This is a genomic window from Pseudomonas sp. Leaf48, assembly GCF_001421885.1.
Lineage (GTDB): Bacteria > Pseudomonadota > Gammaproteobacteria > Pseudomonadales > Pseudomonadaceae > Aquipseudomonas.
The window spans coordinates 82539-105052 of sequence record NZ_LMLH01000032.1 but is presented as its reverse complement, the minus strand read 5'-3'; the positions used below and the strand labels follow the sequence as shown (position 1 = coordinate 105052).

The 22514-nt window shown below is 55.4% G+C and carries 19 protein-coding genes; 11 read left to right on the top strand and 8 right to left on the bottom strand.

Annotation, left to right across the window (positions count from 1 at the left end):
- Positions 1–36: 36 nt before the first annotated feature.
- Positions 37–1422 (bottom strand): DEAD/DEAH box helicase, encoded by a 1386-nt coding sequence (locus ASE98_RS23495; protein WP_060543869.1) that lies wholly within the window; start codon positions 1420–1422, stop codon positions 37–39.
- On the bottom strand, positions 1422–2006 hold the full coding sequence (locus ASE98_RS23490) for a hypothetical protein (protein ID WP_060543704.1): 585 nt from the start codon (positions 2004–2006) through the stop codon (positions 1422–1424). The genes ASE98_RS23495 and ASE98_RS23490 overlap by 1 nt, the downstream gene beginning before the upstream one ends.
- A 108-nt stretch (positions 2007–2114) precedes the next feature.
- On the opposite strand from ASE98_RS23490, the gene ASE98_RS26270 reads away from it, so the two are divergent.
- Positions 2115–2345, top strand: a complete 231-nt coding sequence (locus ASE98_RS26270) for a helix-turn-helix domain-containing protein (RefSeq protein ID WP_082457623.1) — start codon at positions 2115–2117, stop codon at positions 2343–2345.
- Between the two features lie 345 nt (positions 2346–2690).
- Here ASE98_RS26270 and ASE98_RS23485 read toward each other — a convergent pair whose 3' ends face one another.
- Positions 2691–3731, bottom strand: coding sequence for a hypothetical protein (locus ASE98_RS23485; RefSeq protein ID WP_060543703.1), 1041 nt, complete (start codon positions 3729–3731; stop codon positions 2691–2693).
- 112 nt (positions 3732–3843) lie between these two features.
- On the opposite strand from ASE98_RS23485, the gene ASE98_RS23480 reads away from it, so the two are divergent.
- From ASE98_RS23480 to istB, 3 genes are all read left to right on the top strand, one after another.
- Complete coding sequence (locus ASE98_RS23480; protein ID WP_060543702.1) at positions 3844–4131, top strand: hypothetical protein; 288 nt, start codon at positions 3844–3846, stop codon at positions 4129–4131.
- A gap of 259 nt (positions 4132–4390) precedes the next feature.
- Positions 4391–5941: an IS21 family transposase gene (gene istA / locus ASE98_RS23475; RefSeq protein ID WP_060543701.1), complete on the top strand. Its 1551-nt coding sequence runs from the start codon at positions 4391–4393 to the stop codon at positions 5939–5941.
- The gene (istB, locus tag ASE98_RS23470; protein WP_060543700.1) at positions 5938–6681 is read left to right on the top strand and encodes an IS21-like element helper ATPase IstB; all 744 of its coding nucleotides are present in this window, start codon (positions 5938–5940) and stop codon (positions 6679–6681) included. Before istA ends, istB begins: the two co-directional genes overlap by 4 nt.
- Before the next feature lie 353 nt (positions 6682–7034).
- Here istB and ASE98_RS23465 read toward each other — a convergent pair whose 3' ends face one another.
- Positions 7035–7244 (bottom strand): hypothetical protein, encoded by a 210-nt coding sequence (locus ASE98_RS23465; RefSeq protein ID WP_060543699.1) that lies wholly within the window; start codon positions 7242–7244, stop codon positions 7035–7037.
- A gap of 233 nt (positions 7245–7477) precedes the next feature.
- Between ASE98_RS23465 and ASE98_RS23460 the strand changes: the two genes are divergently transcribed.
- On the top strand, positions 7478–9604 hold the full coding sequence (locus tag ASE98_RS23460) for a bifunctional diguanylate cyclase/phosphodiesterase (RefSeq protein ID WP_060543698.1): 2127 nt from the start codon (positions 7478–7480) through the stop codon (positions 9602–9604).
- Between the two features lie 132 nt (positions 9605–9736).
- Here ASE98_RS23460 and ASE98_RS27360 read toward each other — a convergent pair whose 3' ends face one another.
- From ASE98_RS27360 to ASE98_RS23445, 3 genes are all read right to left on the bottom strand, one after another.
- Positions 9737–10129: a hypothetical protein gene (locus ASE98_RS27360; RefSeq protein WP_082457622.1), complete on the bottom strand. Its 393-nt coding sequence runs from the start codon at positions 10127–10129 to the stop codon at positions 9737–9739.
- Positions 10130–10517: 388 nt separating this feature from the next.
- Complete coding sequence (locus tag ASE98_RS23450; RefSeq protein WP_060543696.1) at positions 10518–11087, bottom strand: YSC84-related protein; 570 nt, start codon at positions 11085–11087, stop codon at positions 10518–10520.
- Positions 11088–11415: 328 nt separating this feature from the next.
- Entirely contained in the window at positions 11416–12417 is a 1002-nt protein-coding gene (locus tag ASE98_RS23445) for a LacI family DNA-binding transcriptional regulator (RefSeq protein ID WP_060543695.1), read from the bottom strand.
- Between the two features lie 190 nt (positions 12418–12607).
- Here ASE98_RS23445 and ASE98_RS23440 point away from each other — a divergent pair, with 190 nt between their 5' ends.
- The 3 genes from ASE98_RS23440 to ASE98_RS23430 are packed head-to-tail and all read left to right on the top strand — an operon-like array spanning position 12608 to position 16143.
- On the top strand, positions 12608–13774 hold the full coding sequence (locus tag ASE98_RS23440; RefSeq protein ID WP_060543694.1) for a Gfo/Idh/MocA family protein: 1167 nt from the start codon (positions 12608–12610) through the stop codon (positions 13772–13774).
- Between the two features lie 38 nt (positions 13775–13812).
- The gene (locus ASE98_RS23435) at positions 13813–14865 is read left to right on the top strand and encodes a sugar phosphate isomerase/epimerase family protein (RefSeq protein WP_060543868.1); all 1053 of its coding nucleotides are present in this window, start codon (positions 13813–13815) and stop codon (positions 14863–14865) included.
- Between the two features lie 42 nt (positions 14866–14907).
- Positions 14908–16143: a nucleoside permease gene (locus tag ASE98_RS23430; RefSeq protein WP_060543693.1), complete on the top strand. Its 1236-nt coding sequence runs from the start codon at positions 14908–14910 to the stop codon at positions 16141–16143.
- A gap of 930 nt (positions 16144–17073) precedes the next feature.
- Here the strand turns inward: ASE98_RS23430 and ASE98_RS26260 are convergent.
- Positions 17074–17454 carry a CbrC family protein gene (locus ASE98_RS26260; RefSeq protein WP_330219613.1) on the bottom strand — a complete coding sequence of 127 codons (381 nt, stop codon included), beginning with the start codon at positions 17452–17454 and terminating at the stop codon, positions 17074–17076.
- Positions 17455–18289: 835 nt separating this feature from the next.
- On the opposite strand from ASE98_RS26260, the gene ASE98_RS23415 reads away from it, so the two are divergent.
- Genes ASE98_RS23415 through ASE98_RS23405 form a run of 3 tightly spaced genes read left to right on the top strand, consistent with a single transcriptional unit; the run spans position 18290 to position 22494 of the window.
- Entirely contained in the window at positions 18290–18958 is a 669-nt protein-coding gene (locus ASE98_RS23415) for an ABC transporter ATP-binding protein (protein WP_060543690.1), read from the top strand.
- Position 18959: 1 nt separating this feature from the next.
- Positions 18960–21431: an ABC transporter permease gene (locus ASE98_RS23410; protein WP_060543867.1), complete on the top strand. Its 2472-nt coding sequence runs from the start codon at positions 18960–18962 to the stop codon at positions 21429–21431.
- Positions 21421–22494, top strand: coding sequence for a lipocalin-like domain-containing protein (locus ASE98_RS23405; RefSeq protein ID WP_060543689.1), 1074 nt, complete (start codon positions 21421–21423; stop codon positions 22492–22494). Before ASE98_RS23410 ends, ASE98_RS23405 begins: the two co-directional genes overlap by 11 nt.
- Positions 22495–22514 lie beyond the last annotated feature (20 nt).

The window sequence follows — 22514 nt, the reverse complement described above, 5'->3', positions numbered from 1 at the left end:
GCGTCCGTCGGCGCAGACTAAGTGCGCATTATTCAATCAGAAAACACTCAGCAACTGATGTCGAAAGTGCTGCGAAAAATTTACGGCGAAGGTCGACTCCAATCGAAACTCATCAGGTGTTAAATCACCAACCTGATATTTTGACTCCAAGTATCCAGAGCTATTTATCTCGAAATATTCATCAGGATCCTCAACATTTAACTCCTCACCACGGGCTTCTTTTGCTGGGACTTTAACCTGGATACAGACTGCTGAATCCTCGGGTAGATCATCGGCAAGTCGCTGCGCATAGCGTTGCAGTAATGGCTCGGCTAAAACATAAAACCATGCTTGATCATCAGACTCCCCTATCCGCCGAAGAACTCTTCCCAGTACTTGTCGAAAGTGCAGTTCGGTGCGAATGCGACTCAGATAACAGCAGACCTGAAGCCGAGGAATATCTGTACCCTCACTAATCATCCCAACTGAAATTATCCATCGACAATGACTATTTCTAAAACTATTTATTATCTGCTGGGCATCCGGCGTTTTGTTTGTCACGACGCAGCAGATTTCGCCCTTTGCCTTTAACTCTAAAGCTATTTGGTGAGCATGTTTAATATTTGTGGCAACTACCAAGCCTGCCGCATCCGGCTTCTCTTTTCTGACATCGTTAAGTTTTTCGCATGCCTTGCTCAATAGCTGACAGAGAATGTCATCGTGGTAAAGCAGGTCCTCGTAAGAAACGGGAGATTCGTCTAAAAGATTTGCAATGCTAGGAAACAGCCTAACCGAACCGTAATTATCCCCGTCCTCCATAAGGCGTACCTCTTGGTTATCCATTAAAACGATGCGAGGTGACCGGCAAACGCGATCGGTGATGGCCTCTTTAAGCCCATAGCGGTAATCACAAATCAACTCACCTTCCGGGGTTGAATACCGTGCCAGAGAAATAACATTTTGATCGGAGCGCCAAGGTGTACCCGATAGCGCCAGAGTGAACGCTGCACGGTCCTGTACACGCTGAATGATCTGTTGCCCCCACGAATTGCTTGATAGTGAGTCGTGCCCCGCGCAGTGATGAATCTCATCGAAAACAGCAAAAACTCGATACTCATCAAAAAGCTTCCAAAAGGCTTCCTCTCGATATTCCATCGCTTGATAGGTGCAAGCAGCACCAATTGCTCCTAACAAACCATCCAGACGCCGACCGAGCACTTTAGAAAATGTAGTCCGGAAACCCTCTACTACCTGGCATGAAGGTGCAAAGCAGAGAATCAGATCAATCTTGTCGCGCTCCAGAAGACGGCTTGCCAATTCTGCCGCCATTCGGGTCTTCCCAGCGCCCGGCGTCGCCTGACAGAAAAGATGAGGGCTAGAGATATAATGGTTCAGAGCCGTATCAATGCACCTACTTTGCCAATTCCTCAGTGATCCATTCATCATGATGTGAGTGTCTTCAATGTCTTCTCGACCGCACGCAGGTGGCCCAACAGGCGTGAGCTTCTATCTCGTGCTTGCAGGTACTCACCCTCTACTTGCTCTCTAATGTGTGGCATCTCCTCTAATATCTGTTTATAGCGTTCCGCTTCCCCCATTGACGAAAGGAAATCCAGTCGGACCTCCTTAAGCAGGGTCTCTAAATGCTGAGTCACATTTGTATCTGGCGATGCCTTGGGTGTGGCTGGAAGGTCACGTGCGGGCCCTTTCCTAACCTTGGTTGTGCAGGCGGGTTTGCTTACAAACTCGGAGTCGACGAGATTCAGCCGTAAATGATCTGGGACTGATCGCATGTGATAGACCTGTCCGCGCTTACGGCGATCTTCATCTTGGACAATCCAGCCTACGTGCAACATACGTCGAATCTGTTTATAGACATACCGTCGTACGTCACTCAGGCGGACATTCATTCCTTCGAGGTGTCTAGCATAGGCATCTCGCACATCACGGGTCGTAAAATGCTCGAAACCCTCTTGCTGGAGCATGGCATACAGCTGCCTGTCGAAGGTGAAAGAATCAGATTTCATACAGGTACCTGAGGGAGAATCACGGAACGGCCAAAATACGGATTATAGTCCGTGGTCGATTCGTCCGCAAACACAGGATAGTGCCGTCTCAAGTGGGCTGAGGCGGCTATGCAGCAACTGGCAAAGGTGTTGGGCAAAAACATTCGGGCAGAAAGAAAGGCCAAAGGCCTTTCACAAGATAATCTGGCACTCATTTGCAAAGTCGACCGTAGCTATATGGGACGTATTGAGCGAGGAGAGGTAAATATAACGATAGAAAAGCTATACCAAATAGCCGGCATATTGGAGTGTGAACCAGCAACGTTATTGCCACCTCTAACTTCAGACTTATACCTGTAAGAAAACAACTGGACCCACTGCTTTTGTGAAAAACAACTCGCGCACCGGACTGCACAACCGAACTGGTTCGACATCTAGCATCACAGTTCGAAAGCTGAATGGATACCAATCGTGGGCTTCAGAACGGTTCAAAAGCCTAGCGCGAAATCAGCCATCTTTTGATACATTGGTACAACTGAATTATCTCTGATCGATTCAAATGTGGGCTGACGCCAGTTCGGCCAAAAAAATTAACGCCGTGTCCCGGCATCGTTGATAACTACAAAGTCTCTTCATGTTTTATTCGCTCCTTCCGGCCAAGCCCCATCGTTTTTCGAAGTGGGTATTCTTTCAGTACGGCCCCCTTTACTGGAAAAGTTCCTTCGGAGGGACGCGTTCTGATCGCCCTTCAAGAATACATTTCCAGCCCCAGGTCCGAAGTTTAGAGGCACGCTCGAAATCCTTGACCAGCTTAATTGGGATGTCTTTAAGGTCAGACCTAATTTCAAAATGAGGTCTCATGGCATAGTAGACATCGAACCCCATTCTCCCTTGAATCAACCGCTGCATAACCTTGACACGATGAGGCCAATCCAGGCTTTTCCCCTGTCGAGACGCAGTCTGATAAACCATCACGTTTACATGGGCGGACGCAAACACGTAGTCGCTAGTTATCATCCATAATTTAAGATGAGGTAAAACCCCTAGAGGCAAGATGTGCTCAATTACCCAATCCAAGAATGGAGACGCAATTTTTCGGGCTTGGAGTTCAATTGCAATCATTAGAAGTACATTGTGCAAAGCACGCGCCGCTTTCACAGCAGTTGCACTGCGCTTTTGCTGTGTCGCTTCAAGTATCAAGCAAATGAGACAAGCTACACAGTCGAGACTGGCTCGCTTCTCAAGCATTTCTAATAGTCGTTGTGTAACAGGCACTCGTTTCGAGTAAGCAGACAAGCCTGAAAATTCTGACGAAAAAATTACCGCTTGTATGTCGACACTAAGTGTTCTCATGTATGCATCTGCATCGACACTCTTTTTACCTACCGACCGCATTATTTCCCATAGTGGATGTCCCAACTCTCGAGTTGAACCAGGTGCGAGAAGCTCAACGCGCTTGAGAGTTTCGGACTTCGGGGTGTTTAGGTCTTTGTCATAACCTGACCATTTACTTCGATAATGACGGATTGTCCCATTACCATTTCGTTTAAACGACTCCTTCTCAAAGTATTTTTCCAATGCATATGCAGAAGATAGGAGAGTGCGCTGCTTTAGCCCTTCGTACCAGTAGCGTACTCGCATCGTTTCAATTGGGCTCCGCGGGGTAGAATTTTTTTCATAAAATTTGTTCCGTTTTTTTTGCGTATCCTCGATATCGACCCCATTTACTCTAGAAATATCAGTCATTTACTGTGGCCTCGTGAAAAACTGTACCGTAAAAAATGTAGGTGACTTACGGCTGGAACGCAAGTGAGCCGTTTACTAATATGCAGCGTGACTACACGGGACAAACCGCGTCATGAATGAACACAACGAGATAGAGGCACTCGCCTCCGAACTGGAACACGACCTTGTAGAGCGCTACGGACTCATGCTCGGTAGTACCGCGTTGTGGCGGGAATTGGGCTACGCGTCCCACGAAGCATTTCGCAAGGCCAAGCAGAGAGGGCGAATCGAGGTGCCTCTGTTCGACGTACCAAACCGGCGCGGGGCCTTTGCCTTATCTAAAGAGGTGGCGACATGGATTGCCAGGCAGCGTCTCACATCGACACAGCTGCCCGAGGCAGTGCAAATAGAAGCTCAATGACGCGATCGATAAGATCAGCCATAGGAAAAAGAGGTAACGACATGAAAGACGACTGAACCGTAAAGCGACAGTTCAGGAGCACAAAAAAGCCCGGGGTTGGCGCCCCAGGCTTTTTAAGGTGATGTCAGGTTTCAAGTCCAAGACATTGCCATTCTGTGTTCCCCTGCGTTCGGCGTCAAGCCGGCCAAACCCCGTTCATCTTTAAATTCCACACGGCGCGATTTGTGAGGCGTTCACGCGCCCATCGCGGGGAGCAACGATGAGGCTACCAATAGAAAAGCAACGCGAGGTACTACGCCTTGCGGAGGATAATAATCTGTCCAACCGGGCCATAGGCAGGCTAGCGAAGGTATCTCACAATACGGTTCGCACAATTCGGGATCAGCTGAAACAAAGCGGCGAAACCTGGGAAAATCTCAGGGAACTAGACAATAAGATGCTTGTTACCCGTCTGTGTAGCGAAACAAAGGGGGCAGCTAACAGAAAGGCTTGTCCACTTTGGCTGGATGTCCACGAACAGCTTCGATTGCCTGACATGACGCTTGAGCTGTTGTGGCAGGAGTTTAGGGAAGAAGAGCCCTTTGGTGTTTCCTATGCTCAGTTCACTCGACTCTATCGTAATTGGCTGAGCACACAAAAGGTCAGCATGAGACAGGTGCACCTGCCTGGTGACAAAATGTTCGTCGACTTTTGCGGACGCACGATGCCTATAACAGATCCATTAACAGGTACGGTCAGTTTCTCTCAGGTTTTCGTCGCTGTTCTGGGAGCCTCGGGATATACATTCGCGACAGCTGTCGCAAGTCAGACAACTCAGGACTGGCTACGTTGTCACGTGCGAGCCCTAGAGTTTTTTGAAGGTGTACCAAAATTTGTTGTCCCCGATAATTTGAAAGCTGCGGTGCTCAAAACAACTCGTGATCAAATTGTATTGAATCGCGCATATTCAGAACTCTCTGAACATTATGGCATAACCATCACCCCTGCGAGGCCTCGCAAGCCTAAAGACAAATCGCTGGGCGAGATAGGTGTTCAAATTGTACAAAGATTTGTTCTCGCGAGGCTCCGCGAACGTACATTTTTCTCATTAGACGAACTTAATGAGCAAATTACTTATTGGGCAAGAGCTTTGAACGACAGAGTTACTAAAACATATCCCAAAAGCAGAATGGTGCGGTTTCTTGAAATTGAGTCACCAGCTTTGCAGCCACTTCCTGAGAGAGCCTACAACTATAGCCAATGGTTTTACCATATCCGGGTCGGTAGCAATTATCACGTTGAATTCAACGAGCATCATTATTCGGTCCCTTTTCATTTTGCTAACCAAATTGTAGATCTACGCGTAAACGATGAGTGGCTTGACGTCAGTTTCCAACGGCAAATCATCAGCACACATCGTGTGGAACACAGTCGAGGAGTCAGCACATTACGAGAGCATTTGCCTCGTAACCACAAACACTTTCAGGATTCACAACCAGAGATGTTATTGGCTTGGGCACAGAGTATCGGCTCAGAAACTTTGTTTTTCGCTAAAAAGAATCTCGATGACAGAAGGGACTTCGCCACAGGGCTTCGGGCTGTAGTCGCGCTCAGACGCGACGTGCGCAAAGGACAAATTGAAGCGTCTCGATTGGAGTCGGCTTGTGCCTATGCAAACTCGCTTAACATTTTGAGCACGGAACGACTCCGGTCAATTTTACGTAACGGGTCTGACCGGCGTCCTGTGTTCAAAGTTTCAACGCCGCTAATTGAGCACTCAAATATTCGCGGTGCCAAATACTACTCCGTACAGGGAGATGAACCGGTATGAAACAAGCATTGAACACCGCTCAGGGACTGCTGGATCTTGGGTTAACGGGAATGGCGATCGCTTATGAGCGTCAGCTTGAAGAACCTACTCTGCTTAAACAGCCTTTCGATACGAGGCTTGGTTTGATGATGGAGGCAGAGACATGTCAGCGCGAGACCAGAAAGATTGAGCGTTTGCTAAAGGCGGCCAAGCTGCGTGAGTCAGAAGCGACCCTTGAAAATATCGAGTTTAAAGCCAATCGCGGGTTGGATCGCAACGTAGTCATGACCTTAGGTGAATGCGAGTGGCTACGGCGTCGACAAAACATAATCATCACCGGTGCAACAGGTACTGGGAAAACCTGGCTGGCTTGTGCCTTTGGAAATCAGGCTTGCCGACTTGGCTCACATACTCTGTATCGTACAGCAACAAGTCTATTCGAAGAAATATCTCTTTCTTATGCGGATCACACACTCCCCAAACTTCGTCGACAATTGATCCGAACCGAGCTCTTGATCATTGATGATCTTGGTATCGGTGGAATTGATGCGCAGCTTGGTCCCTTCCTTCTGGATGTCATTGATCAACAGTCTCAAAACGGCTCGTTGCTTATTACCAGCCAGTATCCAAAGGAGAGTTGGTATGACTTGTTTACTGACCCAACGATTGCGGACGCTATCCTTGATCGAATCGTGCATAAATCTCATGTTATCCAGCTCAAAGGGGAGTCTATGCGCAAAATCAAAAGCCGCAAGCGCTGAGCTTTTCGCCAGGCAAGTGGCTGGTGCGGGTGGTGCGCGCGTCAATGGCAGGCACTGGTTATATCCAATATACCTGGTCAAATCGAATGCAAACGCTCGGTCAATCGGCGTGTAACTAATTGTTTGTTAGCACTATCTATGCGGTGAGGCGTTCACGCGCCCACTGCACAATGTATCAGCTGCTTTGGTAGCATTCCTTGGAGTCAACGTACGTTATGCGACGGAGGCCACTACGGCAACTGTTGCGCTACGCTGCTTAACTGGACCACCTTCGGCATTTACGAATTAACAACTCGTGAATAAGATTGGTGGCTCCGCTTCGTACGCCATGAACAACAACAGGCGGATCAATTTTAGAAAGCTTCTGGGCCAGGCTCGACGCCAGTAAACGTGATCTCCACTGGCTCACCCTCACGCTGCCACGCGAACTGATAGACCAGCCATTGGTGCTCACCCTCGCAGCGGTCTGCCACAAGTAACAGAGTCCATCCTGCCGTCAATAGTCGATTGGCGTTTTCTTCGCTGCGGGTGCTGATCAACGTTCTTGTCTGCTCGATGCCCATCGATGAATGATCCTTGCCACAGATGATCGACCTGAAGACGGATACTTCGATTGTCTTCCTCAATGCTAGCCCCAACGGAGCTCAGGTGCGTAATCCAGGTGCTATCTCCAGCTCTCTCATGCGGCCCCCATCAGAACTTAGGGGGCGATAGTCAGGGAGGTTGAGGCAAAAATTTTCTGCCAGCCGGCCCGTAGTTGGTGAGACCTCAATTTAAATCATCTTGGTCAAGTCGAATGCAATTGACTGGTCAAGTCGATTGCAAACGGGTGGTCAAGTCGAATGCAATTGACTGGTCAGATGCAATGCAAATAGGTGGTCAAGTGGAGTGCAATTTCCCACAAATCACGCCCATATTCACTGGTAAGCTATCAGGCAAAGAGGTGATTGCCATCGACGTCCCCATCCAGCGAAATGGGAAAGTCGTTTATGTCCTGTCTGCCAGCTTTTTGTGCACACAGATCAACCAGTTACTTTTAAAGCAAAACTTCCCCCCTGAATGGATCGCTGTCATCTATGACTCCACTGGGGTCATCGCTGCTCGAACATTGAATCCAGAACAGTCAATCGGGAAAAAAGTAGCTCCGACCCTATTAGATTGGTTGGACGGCCCAGAAGAATTTTTTGGAGAAGGCAGGACGCTTGAAGGAAAGCAGTCGGTAGCGGCAATGCATCGCTCGAAACTGACAGGATACTCGGTCGCAGTATCTGTTCCGGCAGAAACACTGCTTGCCCCGCTACGGGGAGGGCTGGTCCTGAATATTCTGGCGATTGGCGCCAGTCTTTTAGTGGGTACTTTCGTAGCTTGGTATTTCTCTCAAACGTTGCGCAAGTCCATCAGGATATTGGAGCGTGCGACGCAGGGAATTGCCTCCGGAGCCAGTAATATTGTACTGCCAGAAGGTGGCATTCCAGAGTTGCAACGCTTGAGTCTCAGATTCAAAAACATGTTTATTGCTTTGAAAGAATCAAAGGAGATCAACCAACAGTATTTAACACAACTTGAATTGGCAGCCACTCATGACTCCTTGACGGGTTTAGCCAATCGATTGCTGATTAACGATCGTATTGAACAGGCAGTTCACTCGGCCCAACGCTGCGGCCGTTGGACGGCTGTTGTTCTACTGGATCTGGATCATTTCAAGGTGGTCAACGATACATTGACCCATATCGTGGGTGACGCCTTGCTGGTCGAAGTCGCCAATCGTTTGAAGTCACAGGTTCGACAGGCCGATACGGTTGGCCGATTTGGTGGTGATGAATTTGTCATCGTATTGACAGACATCCAGACGAATGAAGATGCGATGCAGTTGGTCTCAAAACTTATGCGCATTATTTCCCAACCCTACGAGATTTCGGCGCGTCGACTCACGATTTCAGCAAGCATTGGGGTTACGCTTGCTCCTAGAGATGGTACGAAAGCGATTGAGCTTATCAAGAATGCCGACATCGCCATGTACCGAGCGAAGGATGCCGGGCGGGCCGCTGTTGAGTTTTTTTCGGTAGAGATGCACGACCGCGTCCAGAGGCGGCTTGAGATGGAAGCCGATCTACGTCGCGCTATTCAACAAAATGAATTCGTCGTTTATTACCAGCCCAGGTGTGATCTCAATACTGGAAAAATCATCGGAGCCGAAGCACTGATACGCTGGAGACATCCAACCATGGGCCTTGTTTCTCCTGCCGAATTTATCCCCTTGGCAGAAGAAACAGGTTTGATTAACCCAATTGGAGAGTGGGTGTTGCAGTCGGCTTGCGAAACGGCGCACCGTTGGCACGACATGGGGTACTCAGACATTCTGGTCTCCGTGAACGTGGCGGCGCGCCAGCTTCAGTCAAACCAACTTAGAGACGTCGTTGCCAAATGCCTTGCGACTTCGAGACTGACGCCGAGCTTGCTGGAGTTGGAGCTCACGGAAAGCGATGTCATGAAGGATCCTGGCGCAGCACTCAAGGTACTGCAAGAGATCAAAGCCTTAGGCGTCAGAATCTCTTTGGATGATTTCGGAACGGGATACTCCAGTCTCAGTTATCTCAAACGCTTCCCGGTGGACTGTCTGAAGATTGATCGGTCATTTATCAGGGACATCACCATAGATCCCGAAGATGCGGCGATTGCCCAAATGATCGTAGCCCTGGGACACAACCTCAAGCAGACGGTCGTCGCTGAAGGGGTAGAGACACGGGCTCAACTGAATTTCTTGAAAGCGCATCAATGTGACCAAATGCAAGGCTATTTGTTTAGTCCACCAGTTCCGGCTAACGAGTTTGAAGCCATGCTGTCGGGTGGGAAGCACTTGGAAAGAGCAGAAAAAGCAGAAAAAGAGGACGGATTTATTTTTCGTAAAGGGAAGGGACAATAAATCCGTCCCCTTTTCTATAACCTGTTTGACAAGCGCTACTACGCCACCATCGGCACCGAGTCCTTCGGGAACTACTACGGCGATCCACGCAACTTCATGGTTTCGGTCAAAGCGAGTTTTTGAGGCTTCGCATTAGCGACGATAATAGCGGCGATCGTCCTCGTAACGGTGCCGCATGGCCCGGTCCTGGTGGCGATCCCAATCACGATGGCGTTCAGCTTCTCGGCGGGCCTGCTCTCTACGCCACTGATCCCTGCGCCAGTCGTCGCGGCGCCAGTCATGTCTACGATCGTGCCAACGGTCGTCGTGCCAGTACCGATCGTCATGGGCGAGCAATGGCTGCGCGTCGCCCATACTGGCCAAGGTCGGCCATGGGTTGCTGGCAGCCTGGGCCTGAGCTTGAACGGCTGTAACTTCAGTTGTGTAAACAGGGGTTGAAGGCTTCATCTGTGTAGCTGATGCCGAGCCCACCGCCGCGAACGCGAAGAGGCCGAGGAGTAGCATCCGTGGGTCAGGGAATTTCATGAGCGAAGACAACCTCTGATTGAGCGATTGGACCTGTTGGCATCTGGTTGCAGGAAGTCTGCCGGTTCGCGCATGCAAGCGAATGTGCCTATCCACATAGACCGATATGTAGGGAAAAGTTCTAGGGGGCGCTGTTTAAATATCTCGTTGCCTCAGGATTCAACGCGCTGAGAGATTTGCTGTCTCGATGACCGCTTCTGGCTGTTTTCTGCCTGTGGCCACAGGCAGTTTTGGGTCGATCCAAGTCATGCTGTCGCCACACATCCGCCCTGAGAAAAGGGGACGGAATTTAACGGGAAAAGAAGGGAAGGGAAGATTAATCCGTCCCCTTTTTTGTGTTTGTGCTTTGTTGTGGTCCCTTTTTTTGTGAAGGGACTTGCAGACGGCCTCAGCGATTCAGCTTGGTAATTTTTGAACCCTGCAATCCCAGCCCGGCCATTAAGCCCTTTTGATCAAAGATGAACGCATAGACATCGGACTGAGCCGTTGAAGTAGTCAACGACCTGGCCATGCCTGAATCTACGACCACGATGCTTGGGCCCACACCGACCTCAAATCCATTAACATTTTTCAGATCGTTCATCGCTGAATAGGTCATGAAGAACATCACGTAACCAAACTTCTGCACGCCCGCCTGAAGGCCGTATGAGGCTGCTGTGGTCGCGTAATACCCCGTGACTTTTCCGTTCTCAATCAACTCGCCTTCGCCATGCTGTGCGCCGGCAATGAGGCCGGCTTTCAGCACTTCAGGGAAAACGAGAATACCCTTGGCTCGCTGCGCGAGGGCGCGCGCTTGCGGCGTTTTGGCATACAAACTCTGTAACGCCGCGTTCGCGTCGCGGTTCATTTGCGCGTTAGCAGCCTTCACATCTGAGGCGGAAGTGGGTTGATGCATTTGGCAGCCCGCCGAGAAAGCGAGGATTGAAATCATTGCCATCATTCGAAGGTTTTTGGTCATGAGCAATATTCCGTTTCTGTACCTGCCATTGAGGGACTTGCGTGGCGATCGCCGTTGCGGATCAAAGACTGACGGGGTCGATCTTTCACTTAGACTTTAACCCTATTAAGCGGTTGGTCAAATGCTATTCACATGCATGTTTCTGAGACAAAATCGACAGTCAGCTTTGGGTCCTGTTCATACAGTAGACAGTCATCCGCCCCGAGAAAAAGGGGACGGAATTTAAAGGGAAGGGAAAGTAAATCTGTCCTCTTTTTTCTCTTTTTTCTCTTTTTTTCCGCGACCGCCAGCGTGAACTCATCGGTCGCGCCCCTCTAAGCCGAACTTGTCACGGGTTTGCGGCTGCAGTGCTCTCGCGCAACGTCAACTCGAACGGCAACACCACATGCCGCTGTACCAGCGGCTCTTTCTCGATCAGCGCAATCAGCATTTCGACGGCTTTCTGGCCGAAGACTTCGGCGGGTTGCGCGATGGTCGTCAGCGGCGGGTCGCAATAGGCCGCAAAGGGAATGTCGTCGAAACCCACCAGCGAAATATCCTCGGGCACCCGCAAGCCCAGCTGCTTGATGCGCTTCAACGCGCCGATGGCCATTTCATCGTTTTCGCAAAACAGTGCGGTGGGGCGCTCGGGCAGTTGCAGCATCGCGGCGGCACCGTCATCGCCGGCCTTCAGGCTGAAATCACCGTGGCAGATCAATGCCGGGTCGGAATCGATTCCGGCCTCGTGCAATGCATCCTGATAACCGGCCACGCGGTCGCGGGTCAGTGGGCTGCTTTTCGGGCCTTTTATCAGGCCGATCCGGCGATGGCCCAGTCCGATCAGGTGTTCGGTCATGGCCTTGGCAGCCGCGCGGTTATCCAGGCTGATGGTTGGATGCCGACCGCCCTGAATGACCTCGCAAGCGTTGACGATGGGCGGCACCTCGGCGCTGGGGAAGGGCGCTTCGAATGGATCGTAGGCGCGCAACTGGATCACGCCGTCGGCCTGATGGTTGTACACCAGCTCGGCGAATTCCCGTTCGATCTCTTCGCGGCCCTGGGTGTCGCACAGCAGCAACCGATAGTTGGCGGCCTGGGCCGCTTGTTGCGCGCCGCTGATCACACGGGCGAAAAAGGTGTTGGCGATGGCCGGCACCAGAATCACCAGGTTGCCGGTGCGGCGCGAGCGAAATTGCACCGCCATCAGGTTCGGCCGGTAGCCGGCCTTTTCCACGGCCGCGTTGACCTTGTCCCGCGTTTCGGGGAGCACGCGTTCAGGCGATTTCAGTGTTCTGGACACCGTGGCCACCGAGACGCCGGCCAGCCGGGCTACTTCACGGATATTGGACAAAATCACCTCGTTATCGAACCGTGCGACCGGCGAGCTTAACGCAGGTTAGCCCTTCGCTGAAATGTTCATCGAGTCAATCCGGGGTTTGACAGGTGCCTGAACTGAGCCTAAATTTCCGCCACGATGTAACCGGTTACATCATGGCCGGGATTCAAGTCTGAAAAGCTCGCTTCAAACAGAGAAAATTGCGATGAACGCTACAGTGCCAAAAATAAGAATGGGATTTGTCGGGGGCGGCGAGGGCGCTTTCATCGCTCAGGCCCACCGTCAGGCCGCCGGGCTCGATGGCCGTTTCGAACTGGTGTGCGGCGCGTTCAGTCGCGATGCACAGAACAATCAGAACACCGGCGCAGCGTTGGGTTTACCGGCCTCGCGTTGCTATGGCGACTGGCAGCAGATGCTCGAGGCTGAGCGTGCGTTGCCCGCCGGGCAACGCATGGAATTGCTGGTGATCGTCACGCCTAATCACTTGCATGCACCGGTCGCCAGCCAGGCACTGAGTGCGGGTTTTCATGTGTTCAGTGAAAAACCCGCAGCGCTGAACCTGGCCCAATTGCTGGCGCTCAAGGAGGTGGTGGAGCGCAGTAACCGTCTGTATGGCCTGGCCCACACTTACCTGGGCTACCCGATGGTCTGGCAGGCGCGAGAGATGGTCCGCAGCGGCGTGATCGGCGCGGTGCGCAAAGTGATTGTCGAGTATCCCCAGGGCTGGCTCAGCCAGGACGTGGCCGGGCAGGGCAATAAGCAGGCCGAATGGCGCGATCGCCCCGAACAGTCCGGTTTGGGCGGTTGCATTGGCGATATCGGCACCCATGCCTTTTCCCTGGCGGAATTTGTCGCCGATCAACCGATCCAGCAATTGTGCGCGATGTTGGGCGTGCACATCGCCGGCCGGCAGCTCGACGATGACGCCTCGATGCTGTTCAAGATGGCTGACGGCGCCAGCGGCGTGTTGATCGCCAGCCAGGTCTGCGCCGGCGAAGAGAACCCGCTGAAGATCCGCGTCTACGGCGACAAGGGCGGGCTGGAGTGGCGTCAGGAGCAACCCGCGAGCCTGATCCATCGCGCCCTCGATCAACCCCTGCGCATCTTGCGTTCCGGCGTCGGCCAGCCTTGGTTGTGCGAGGCCGCCAGCCAACGGATGCGCCTGCCTGCCGGACATCCCGAAGGTTATCTGGAGGCCATGGCCAACCTCTACGGCGATTTTGCCCGTGCCATCCGTGGCGAGGTCGAGGGGCACGACGCCCCCGGCGTGCCCGGGATCGACGTCGGCCTGCGCGGCATGGCGTTCATCGAAACCGTCATCGCCAACCATCGTGGCGACGCCAAGTGGACCGAACTGGTCTGCACCCCATGACACTGGAGACTTCCATGACCGACGCTACTCCAGCCGGCATGCGCGGCCCGGGGATTTTCCTCGCGCAGTTCATGTCCGCCGAAGCACCCTTCGATACCCTGGCCAACATTGCCCAATGGGCAGCGTCCCAGGGCTACCAAGCCATTCAATTGCCCACCCTGGGCACGCAGTTCATCGACCTTGCGCGCGCTGCCGAAAGCCAAAGCTATTGCGACGAATTGAAAGCCGTCTGCGCCCAGGCCGGTGTCGAAATCAGTGAACTGTCGACGCATTTGCAAGGCCAACTGGTGGCGGTGCATCCGGCGTTCGACACGCTGTTCGATGACTTTGCACCAGCGGATCTGCGCGGCCAGCCCCAGGCACGTACCGAATGGGCCATCGATCAGTTGAAGCTGGCCGCGCGTGCCAGCAAGCGTCTGGGTTTGAAAGCCCACGCAACTTTTTCGGGCGCGTTGCTCTGGCCGTACATCTACCCTTGGCCGCAGCGGCCGAGCGGGTTGGTAGAGCAAGGTTTTGCCGAATTGGCCAAGCGCTGGCTGCCGATTCTCGACTGTTTCGAAGAAGCCGGCGTCGACCTGTGCTACGAGATCCATCCCGGCGAAGACTTGCACGACGGTGCCTCATTCGAACGCTTCCTGGAGGCGGTCGATCACCATCCCCGCGCGGCGATTCTGTATGACCCGAGCCATCTGCTGCTGCAGCAAATGGACTACCTGGGTTTCATCGATCGCTACCACGATCGCATCCGCATGTTCCACGTCAAGGACGCTGAGTTCCGCCCCGATGCCCGCTCCGGGGTCTATGGCGGTTATCAGGGTTGGGTAGAGCGGCCGGGGCGTTTCCGCTCATTGGGCGATGGCCAGATCGACTTCAAGTCGATCTTCAGCAAACTGACCCAATACGACTTCGCCGGATGGGCGGTGCTGGAGTGGGAATGTTGCCTGAAGGACTCCGCGCAGGGGGCCGCAGAAGGGGCGGCGTTCATCGAGCGGCACATGATCAGCAAGACACTTAAGGCGTTCGACGATTTCGCCAGCGTGTCGTCCGACGAGCGCTTCAATCGACGGCTGTTGGGGCTGCCTGACGCCTGAACACTTTTCTCGTACAAAAAAAACAATAAGACGGTGACAGTTATGACCACGATGACCGCGCGGCTTAGCGCAATGATGTTCCTGCAGTTCTTCATCTGGGGTGGCTGGTTCGTTACCCTCGGTACATTCCTTGCCAGTAACCTGGGCGCCAGTGGCGGGCAGATCGGCATGGCGTTCTCGACCCAGTCATGGGGCGCGATCATCGCGCCGTTTGTGATCGGTCTGATCGCCGACCGTTTCTTCAATGCCGAGCGCATTCTGGCGGTGTTGCATCTGGTCGGCGCGGTGTTGCTGTATCAACTGTATCGAGCGCCGGACTTCAGCACGTTCTATCCGTTTGTGCTGGCCTACATGATGGTCTACATGCCGACCCTGGCCCTGGTCAATTCTGTCGCGTTTCGCCAGATGAGCGACCCGGCGCTGGAGTTTTCCCGCATCCGCGTATGGGGCACCATCGGCTGGATCGTGGCTGGCGTGGTGATCAGTTTCGTCTTTGCCTGGGACTCGCCAGCCGTGATTTCCTCAGGCGGATTGCGCAACACCTTCCTGATGTCGGCAATTGCATCGCTGATGCTGGGGCTCTACAGCTTCACCTTGCCGCGCACCGCGCCGCTCAAAGGCGAAGCCGGCAGTGGCGGCCTCAAGCAGATGCTCGGGCTGGACGCCCTGGGGCTGCTCAAGGATCGCAGTTACCTGGTGTTCTTCATCGCCTCCATCCTGATCTGCATTCCGCTGGCGTTTTATTACCAGAATGCCAACCCGTTCCTGGCGGAAATCGGCGTCACCAACCCCACGGCGAAAATGGCCATCGGGCAGGTTTCCGAAGTGCTGTTCATGCTGCTCCTGCCGCTGTTCATTCACCGCTTCGGGATCAAGATTGCGCTGTTGGTGGGGATGCTGGCGTGGGCTTTGCGCTACCTGTTGTTCGCGTACGGTAATAACGGCGACCAGGCATTCATGCTGTTCACCGGTATCGCCTTGCACGGCATCTGCTACGACTTCTTCTTCGTGTCCGGGCAGATCTACACCGACGCCAAGGCCTCGGAACGTTTCAGAAGTTCGGCCCAGGGTTTGATTACCCTGGCGACCTACGGCCTGGGCATGCTGATCGGTTTCTGGGTTGCGGGGCAGGTCACCGACTACTATGCCGCCACAACCGGCAGTCATGACTGGAAGAGCATCTGGCTGTTCCCTGCGGGCTTTGCGCTGGCGATCTTTTTCTGTTTTTCCCTGGCGTTCAAGGGCCGGGAGGCAGCGGTCGTGCAAACGACGGTATGAACTCGTCAGCCGCGTTGCGCCTCCTGGTCATTCCAAAACATGGGCAGGGGCCAGCGGTCGGCGGGACTTGAACAGCAGCTACGCTTCGACGCCCAGAAAGATCGGATGGTCTATCGGGACGGCAGCCAGGCTTCCCTTGGTGCTTTCCCGATTGGCCGCGAAGTCTGCGAGCAACGAAGCGAAATCTCCGGCTGCGAGCAGAAATGCATAGACTTGAGGTATTCCAGTGATGGCCACGTGGGTGAACGACCGCACGCTTTGGGCCTTTTCAAAGCTGAGGAGCTTGAAAGGTTGGGCCGCCTAATAGCTAGTGGAGATGGCGGGACTGAGATGGACATGGCTTCACCCAAGCCTTCAGCCCCATCGCATTGATCAAATGGGCGTAACCCACTAGATTTCCCATTTTTTCCCCTGTCGTTGGCTAGATTTTTTTAACCGAGCCAAGATTTTCTTAAAATACGCGCCGAACACTCAGAAAATATTAACCGAACATGGCTGCGTAACCACTATTTTGGGGCTTTCTGATTTTCGGCGCGCCGGGAATCTGTGTAGTGGTCATCGTGTGTTGTTCTGTTGGCTGTATTACGGCCCCGGACTCTCAGCGTGGCAGCCTGAAGGTAGGCTCATCAGCGAAACCAGAGCCGGGGACGTGTTTTGTTTCGCGTCCTCCCAGGCCCAATTCTCGGCTGCTCGGCTGAGCAACTTGCACAGGGTTGATGTGCACAACCTAAGTGTCGGAGCATTGGAAAACTATTTTTAACCAATAGCTTGGCATGTCCCCGACAGACTTTATTTCTGATTAGCCCGCTGACTAGTCCCTGAAATTGCTGAGCACAATCCGACAGACTTTATTCCGTAGGATCACTGCGGCAAATGAATGTAGTCCTTGCTATAGCGGTGGGATCGGACTCAATGCGCTTGGTTTTTCGTTCAATGGTTGTCTTGATAGGCACCCAATGCTGAGCAATGGCGGCATCTGAAGAGGTAGGCGGTAGGGCCGTGGTCCTTGTCCAGTGCACTGAAGAATCTGAGCCATTGAGGCCCATCCTCCAGCCCCGTCGCGTCCTGTACGGCAGTCATTGCTTCTGCCCCTAGTGCAAGCAGTTCGGCATGGCCTGCCTTGCCGATGAACTCGGCTGCGTCATTGCAATGGGTAAACCATCGCTCCTGCTGCCAGCCATTAAAACCGGGTGTGCGCTGGCTCAACTCGGCGATCAGCGCTTGATCAAGTTCTTCTTCAGCGTCCAGACCAATGCTGTCTTCATCGATAAAGGTTGCGCCGAGCCGTTGGTGAGCGCTCCCATCGGCAATGCATCGCAGGCAAGCCAGCTCCCACAGGGTTTGTGGTCGTACGCAGATTTTGTGTCCGCTCCAGATTTACTGTGGGAGCGGGCTTGCCCGCGATGAGGCCGGCACATTCGACATCACTGGTGACTGACAGGCCGCCATCGCTGGCAGGCCAGCTCCCACTGGGGTTTGTGGTCCTACGCAGATTTTGTGTCCGCTCCAGATTTACTGTGGGAGCGGGCTTGCTCGCGATGAGGCCGGCACATTCGACAACACTGGTGACTGACAGGCCGCCATCGCTGGCAGGCCAGCTCCCACAGTGTTTGTGGTCGTACGCAGATTTTGTGTCCGCTGCAGATTTACTGTGGGAGCGGGCTTGCTCGCGATGAGGCCGGCACATTCGACATCACTGCTGACTGACAGGCCGCCATCGCAGGCAAGCCAGCTCCCACAGGGTTTGTAGTTGTACGCAGATTTTGTGTCCGCTGCAGATTTACTGTGGGAGCGGGCTTGCTCGCGATGAGGCCGGCACATTCGACATCACTGGTGACTGACAGGCCGCCATCGCAGGCAAGCCAGGTCCCACAGTGTTTGTGGTCGTACGCAGATTTTGTGTCTGCTGCAGATTTACTGTGGGAGCGGGCTTGCTCGCGATGAGGCCGGCACATTCGACATCACTGCTGACTGACAGACCGCCATCGCTGGCAAGCCAGCTCCCACAGGGGATAGGGTGCCCAACGGTCAGCACCGCATCGTTCATCGCCAGGGCCGCCGTCGTCAGGGGCTGGCAAAAGCGTCACCGGACAAAAACCATTCAGGGCCGCTATCCTTGGCCCAGGCTTATTGAACGGGTCATCCCATGCTAGAAGTCCGCGGTGTTTTCAAAAGCTACGCCACAGCCCAGGGGCCGTTGCCGGTGCTGCAAGGCGTCGACCTGACGCTCAGGCCCGGCAACAGTCTGGCGCTGATGGGTGAGTCGGGCAGCGGCAAAAGCACCTTGCTGCACCTGATCGCCGGGCTCGACCAGGTCGACTCCGGCAGCATTCGCAGTGGCGAATACCGGCTGGAACAGATGAATGAAGGGCAACTGGCGAACTGGCGGCGCAGCCAGATCGGCCTGGTGTTCCAGCAATTCAACCTGATCGGCAGCTTGCGCGTCGAAGACAATCTGGCAATTCAGGCGCGTCTGGCGGGGCGCCACAACCCACGCTGGCAAGCGCATCTGGTACACCGCCTGGGTCTGGGCGACTTGCTGCAGCGTTACCCGGAACAACTCTCAGGCGGTCAACAGCAACGGGTAGCGCTGGGCCGCGCCCTGGCCTCGCAACCTGAACTGTTGCTGGCCGACGAACCCACCGGCAGCCTTGATGAAGCCACCAGTGCCGAGGTGTTGACGTTGCTGCTGGAGCTGCTCGACGACAGTCCCACGACCCTGCTGATGGTCACCCACAGTCCCGCTGTAGCGGCGCGCCTGGCGGAAAAGGTGGTGCTGCACGGTGGTCGCCTGGCCGCTGTGGCTGAACACTGATATGCGCATCTTCGGCGTTACCCTGCAGGCGCTGCTCAGTCATTGGCGGCGGCATCCGGTGCAGTTTTTCAGCGTGCTGACCGGTTTGTGGCTGGCGACCAGTCTGCTGGCGGGTGTGCAGGCGCTCAACAGCCAGGCGCGCGACAGCTATGCCCGGGCCAGCCAGTTGATCGGCGGTGAACCCCAGGCCAGCCTCAGCGCGCCGGGGGGCGGGACCTTTTCCCAGCAACTGTTCGTCGATCTGCGCCGCGCAGGGTGGCCGGTGTCACCACTGCTGCAAGGCCGGGTCACGCTCAAGGGCCATGAGGAGCAGCGTTTGCAGCTGATGGGCATCGAGCCGGTGTCGCTGCCGAGCGGGGCGGCGGTGGCAGGACAGGCTCTGGCCATCGAGCAAGTCGTTGGTTTCTTCAGTGCGCCGGGACGCACCTGGATTGCGCCGCAGACCCTGCAGGCGTTGGCCATGCATGAGGGCGAGCGCCCGGTCGCTGCCAATGGCCAGGCATTGCCCCCCCTGCAGGTCCAAGCTGAAATGGCCCCCGGCCTGCTGCTGATGGACATTGGTTTCGCCCAACAGGTGCTGGAGTTGCCGGGCCAGCTGTCGCGCCTGCTGCTGCCAAAGGACTTCAACGCGCCACTGCCCGAACCGTTCAAAGGCCAACTGCAGTTCAGGTCCGGCGGCGAAGAAAACAATCTGGCGCGCCTGACCGAAAGCTTCCACCTCAACCTCGATGCCCTGGGGGTGCTGTCGTTCGTGGTCGGGCTGTTCATCGTGCATGCCGCGATCGGCCTGGCGCTGGAGCAACGCCGGGGCCTGCTGCGGACCTTGCGCGCCTGCGGCGTCAGCGCGCGGATGTTGATCACCTGCCTCGCTGTCGAGCTCGGCGCGCTGGCCCTGATCGGCGGTGTGGCCGGGGTCGTCAGCGGCTACCTGCTGGCCGGTATGCTGTTGCCGGACGTCGCTGCCAGTTTGCGTGGGTTGTACGGCGCCGAAGTGGCGGGGCAGTTGAACCTGAGCCCTCTGTGGTGGTTAAGCGGCATCGGTCTGAGCCTGTTGGGTGCCTTGCTGGCCGGGGCGGGCAGTCTGCTGCGCGCCGCGCGTTTGCCCTTGTTGGCCCTGGCCGCCCCGCAAGCGTGGCATCAGGCTCATGCGCGGTGGTTGCGACGCCAGGCCTGGGCGGCGTGCCTGGCCGGAGTGATCGCGGTGCTGGCGCTGTTTTTTGGCGACAGCCTGGTCAGCGGCTTCGTGTTGATGGCTGCACTGTTGATCGGGGCCGCGCTGGCATTGCCGGTGCTGCTCAGTAGCGTGCTCAACCTTGGGTTGCAGCGCAGTCGCTCGGTGCTCGGGCAATGGTTTCTCGCCGATTGTCGTCAGCAATTGCCAAGCCTGAGCCTGGCCTTGATGGCGCTGCTGCTGGCATTGGCGGCGAACATCGGCGCCGGCAGCATGACCGGCGGTTTTCGCCAGACCTTCAGCGACTGGCTCGAACAGCGGCTGACCGCCGAGCTGTACCTCAACCCTCAGGACCCGGCACAGGCCCGGGAGCTGCACAGCTGGCTCATACAGCAGCCGCATCTGACCGCGGTGCTGCCCAACTGGCAGGTGTCGATCCAGTTGCAGGGTTGGCCCGCAGAGGTGTTCGGCGTGATCGACCACCCGACCTATCGCCAGCACTGGCCGCTGTTGGAGACCCTCGACGAGCGGCCTTGGGATCATCTGGCCGGCGACGATACGCTGATGCTCAGTGAACAGCTGGCGCGGCGGCTGCGCCTGCATCTGGGCGACCACTTGACGCTGCCGACGCCAAACGGATCCTGGTCACCACGGATCGTCGGCATCTACGCCGATTACGGCAATCCCGGGGGGCACATCCTGGTCAATGCCAACCACCTGCTGCGCCACTGGCCGCAGCTTGCTCCCAAGCGTTTCAACCTGCGTATCGAGCCGGCGGCGATCCCGGTGTTCGTCACCGCGCTGCAGGCGCGCTTCAACCTGGACGACAGCCGCATTGTCGATCAGGCGCGGCTCAAGGACTGGTCCAGCCAGGTTTTCGAGCGCACCTTCGCCGCTACCGCTGCACTCAACAGTCTGACCCTGTGCGTGGCCGGGGTAGCATTGTTCATCAGTCTGCTGACCCAAAGCCAGAGCCGTCTCGGGCAACTGGCGCCACTTTGGGCGCTGGGCGTGACGCGTCGGCAACTGATGCTGCTCAATCTGGGGCAAACCTGGTTGCTGGCGCTGCTGACCCTGGTCCTGGCATTGCCGTTGGGCATCGTCCTGGCCTGGTGCCTGGATACGGTGATCAACGTGCAGGCTTTTGGCTGGCGCCTGCCGTTGCGGGTGTACCCGGTGCAATTGTTGCAGTTGATGGGGCTGGCGATAATGGCGACGCTGCTGGCTTCGGCGTGGCCGCTGTACAGCTTGTACCGCACGCAACCGGCGGACTTGCTGAGGACCTTTGCCCATGAGGATTAGAATTGGCCTGCTGCTGTTGGCAATGCTGGCTAGCGGTTGCGATCAAGTGCAGCCGCCGGAAAAAGGCTTCGCCGGGCTGGGCGACCAGGCCGCCACATTCAATCCGGTAGTGCCCGGTCGAGTGTTCAGCTTTCCGGCGGACCATGGCGCGCATGAAGGTTTTCGCATCGAGTGGTGGTACGTCACCGCCAACCTGAAGGACGATCAGGGCCGTGAGTTCGGTGCGCAATGGACGCTGTTTCGCAGCGCCCTGAGCGCCGTTCCACAAACCTGCGGCTGGAGTAATCAGACCATATGGCTCGGCCACGCGGCGGTGACCTCGGCTACGGTGCATCACGCCGCGCAACGCTACGCCCGTGGTGGTGTGGGCCAGGCCGGGGTCAGCCTGAATCCGTTCAACGCGTGGATCGACGACTGGAGTTTGAGCAGTCAGGCGTCTGCCGACAATCCCTTGGCCGATGTGCGACTCAGCGCCCGTGACAAGGGGTTCAGCTACGAACTGCGGCTGACCTCGACGCTCCCTCTGGTGCTGCAGGGGGTCAAGGGATTCAGCCAGAAATCCGAACAGGGCCAGGCCTCGTACTATTACAGCCAGCCGTTCTTCCAGGCCAGCGGCACCCTGGAGATCGATGGCAAAACCTTCCAGGTCAACGGCCCGGCCTGGCTCGACCGCGAATGGAGCAGCCAACCGCTGACGGCCAACCAGACTGGCTGGGACTGGTTTTCCCTGCACCTGGCCGGCGGCGAACAGCTGATGCTCTATCGCATGCGGCAAAAGGACGGTGAGCCATACATCACCGGCACCTGGATCGACGCCCAGGGCCAGACACAGCTATTGAGCTCCCGCGACATCCATCTCACGCCGCAAGAAACCGCCACGGTGGCCGGACGCAAGATGCCCATTCGCTGGTCGATTAGCATTCCCGAAAAACACGTCGATATCACCCTTACCGCGCTCAATCCGAATGCCTGGATGGATTTGCGCATTGCGTATTGGGAGGGGCCGGTGCGGCTCAGTGGCAGTCATGCAGGGCAGGGGTACCTGGAAATGACGGGGTACTGATTTTCCCCGGAACTCCCCAT

What these genes read in the sequence shown, in the direction of transcription:
- ASE98_RS23450 (WP_060543696.1), bottom strand. Translation starts at nt 11,087, where the DNA reads ATGACCAAAAACCTTCGAATGATGGCAATGATTTCAATCCTCGCTTTC.
- ASE98_RS23460 (WP_060543698.1), top strand. Translation starts at nt 7,478, where the DNA reads ATGCAATTGACTGGTCAAGTCGATTGCAAACGGGTGGTCAAGTCGAAT.
- ASE98_RS23410 (WP_060543867.1), top strand. Translation starts at nt 18,960, where the DNA reads ATGCGCATCTTCGGCGTTACCCTGCAGGCGCTGCTCAGTCATTGGCGG.
- ASE98_RS23415 (WP_060543690.1), top strand. Translation starts at nt 18,290, where the DNA reads ATGCTAGAAGTCCGCGGTGTTTTCAAAAGCTACGCCACAGCCCAGGGG.
- istA (WP_060543701.1), top strand. Translation starts at nt 4,391, where the DNA reads ATGAGGCTACCAATAGAAAAGCAACGCGAGGTACTACGCCTTGCGGAG.
- ASE98_RS27360 (WP_082457622.1), bottom strand. Translation starts at nt 10,129, where the DNA reads ATGAAATTCCCTGACCCACGGATGCTACTCCTCGGCCTCTTCGCGTTC.
- ASE98_RS23465 (WP_060543699.1), bottom strand. Translation starts at nt 7,244, where the DNA reads ATGGGCATCGAGCAGACAAGAACGTTGATCAGCACCCGCAGCGAAGAA.
- ASE98_RS23485 (WP_060543703.1), bottom strand. Translation starts at nt 3,731, where the DNA reads ATGACTGATATTTCTAGAGTAAATGGGGTCGATATCGAGGATACGCAA.
- ASE98_RS23480 (WP_060543702.1), top strand. Translation starts at nt 3,844, where the DNA reads ATGAATGAACACAACGAGATAGAGGCACTCGCCTCCGAACTGGAACAC.
- ASE98_RS23405 (WP_060543689.1), top strand. Translation starts at nt 21,421, where the DNA reads ATGAGGATTAGAATTGGCCTGCTGCTGTTGGCAATGCTGGCTAGCGGT.
- ASE98_RS23440 (WP_060543694.1), top strand. Translation starts at nt 12,608, where the DNA reads ATGAACGCTACAGTGCCAAAAATAAGAATGGGATTTGTCGGGGGCGGC.
- istB (WP_060543700.1), top strand. Translation starts at nt 5,938, where the DNA reads ATGAAACAAGCATTGAACACCGCTCAGGGACTGCTGGATCTTGGGTTA.
- ASE98_RS23430 (WP_060543693.1), top strand. Translation starts at nt 14,908, where the DNA reads ATGACCACGATGACCGCGCGGCTTAGCGCAATGATGTTCCTGCAGTTC.
- ASE98_RS23490 (WP_060543704.1), bottom strand. Translation starts at nt 2,006, where the DNA reads ATGAAATCTGATTCTTTCACCTTCGACAGGCAGCTGTATGCCATGCTC.
- ASE98_RS23495 (WP_060543869.1), bottom strand. Translation starts at nt 1,422, where the DNA reads ATGAATGGATCACTGAGGAATTGGCAAAGTAGGTGCATTGATACGGCT.
- ASE98_RS23435 (WP_060543868.1), top strand. Translation starts at nt 13,813, where the DNA reads ATGCGCGGCCCGGGGATTTTCCTCGCGCAGTTCATGTCCGCCGAAGCA.
- ASE98_RS26270 (WP_082457623.1), top strand. Translation starts at nt 2,115, where the DNA reads ATGCAGCAACTGGCAAAGGTGTTGGGCAAAAACATTCGGGCAGAAAGA.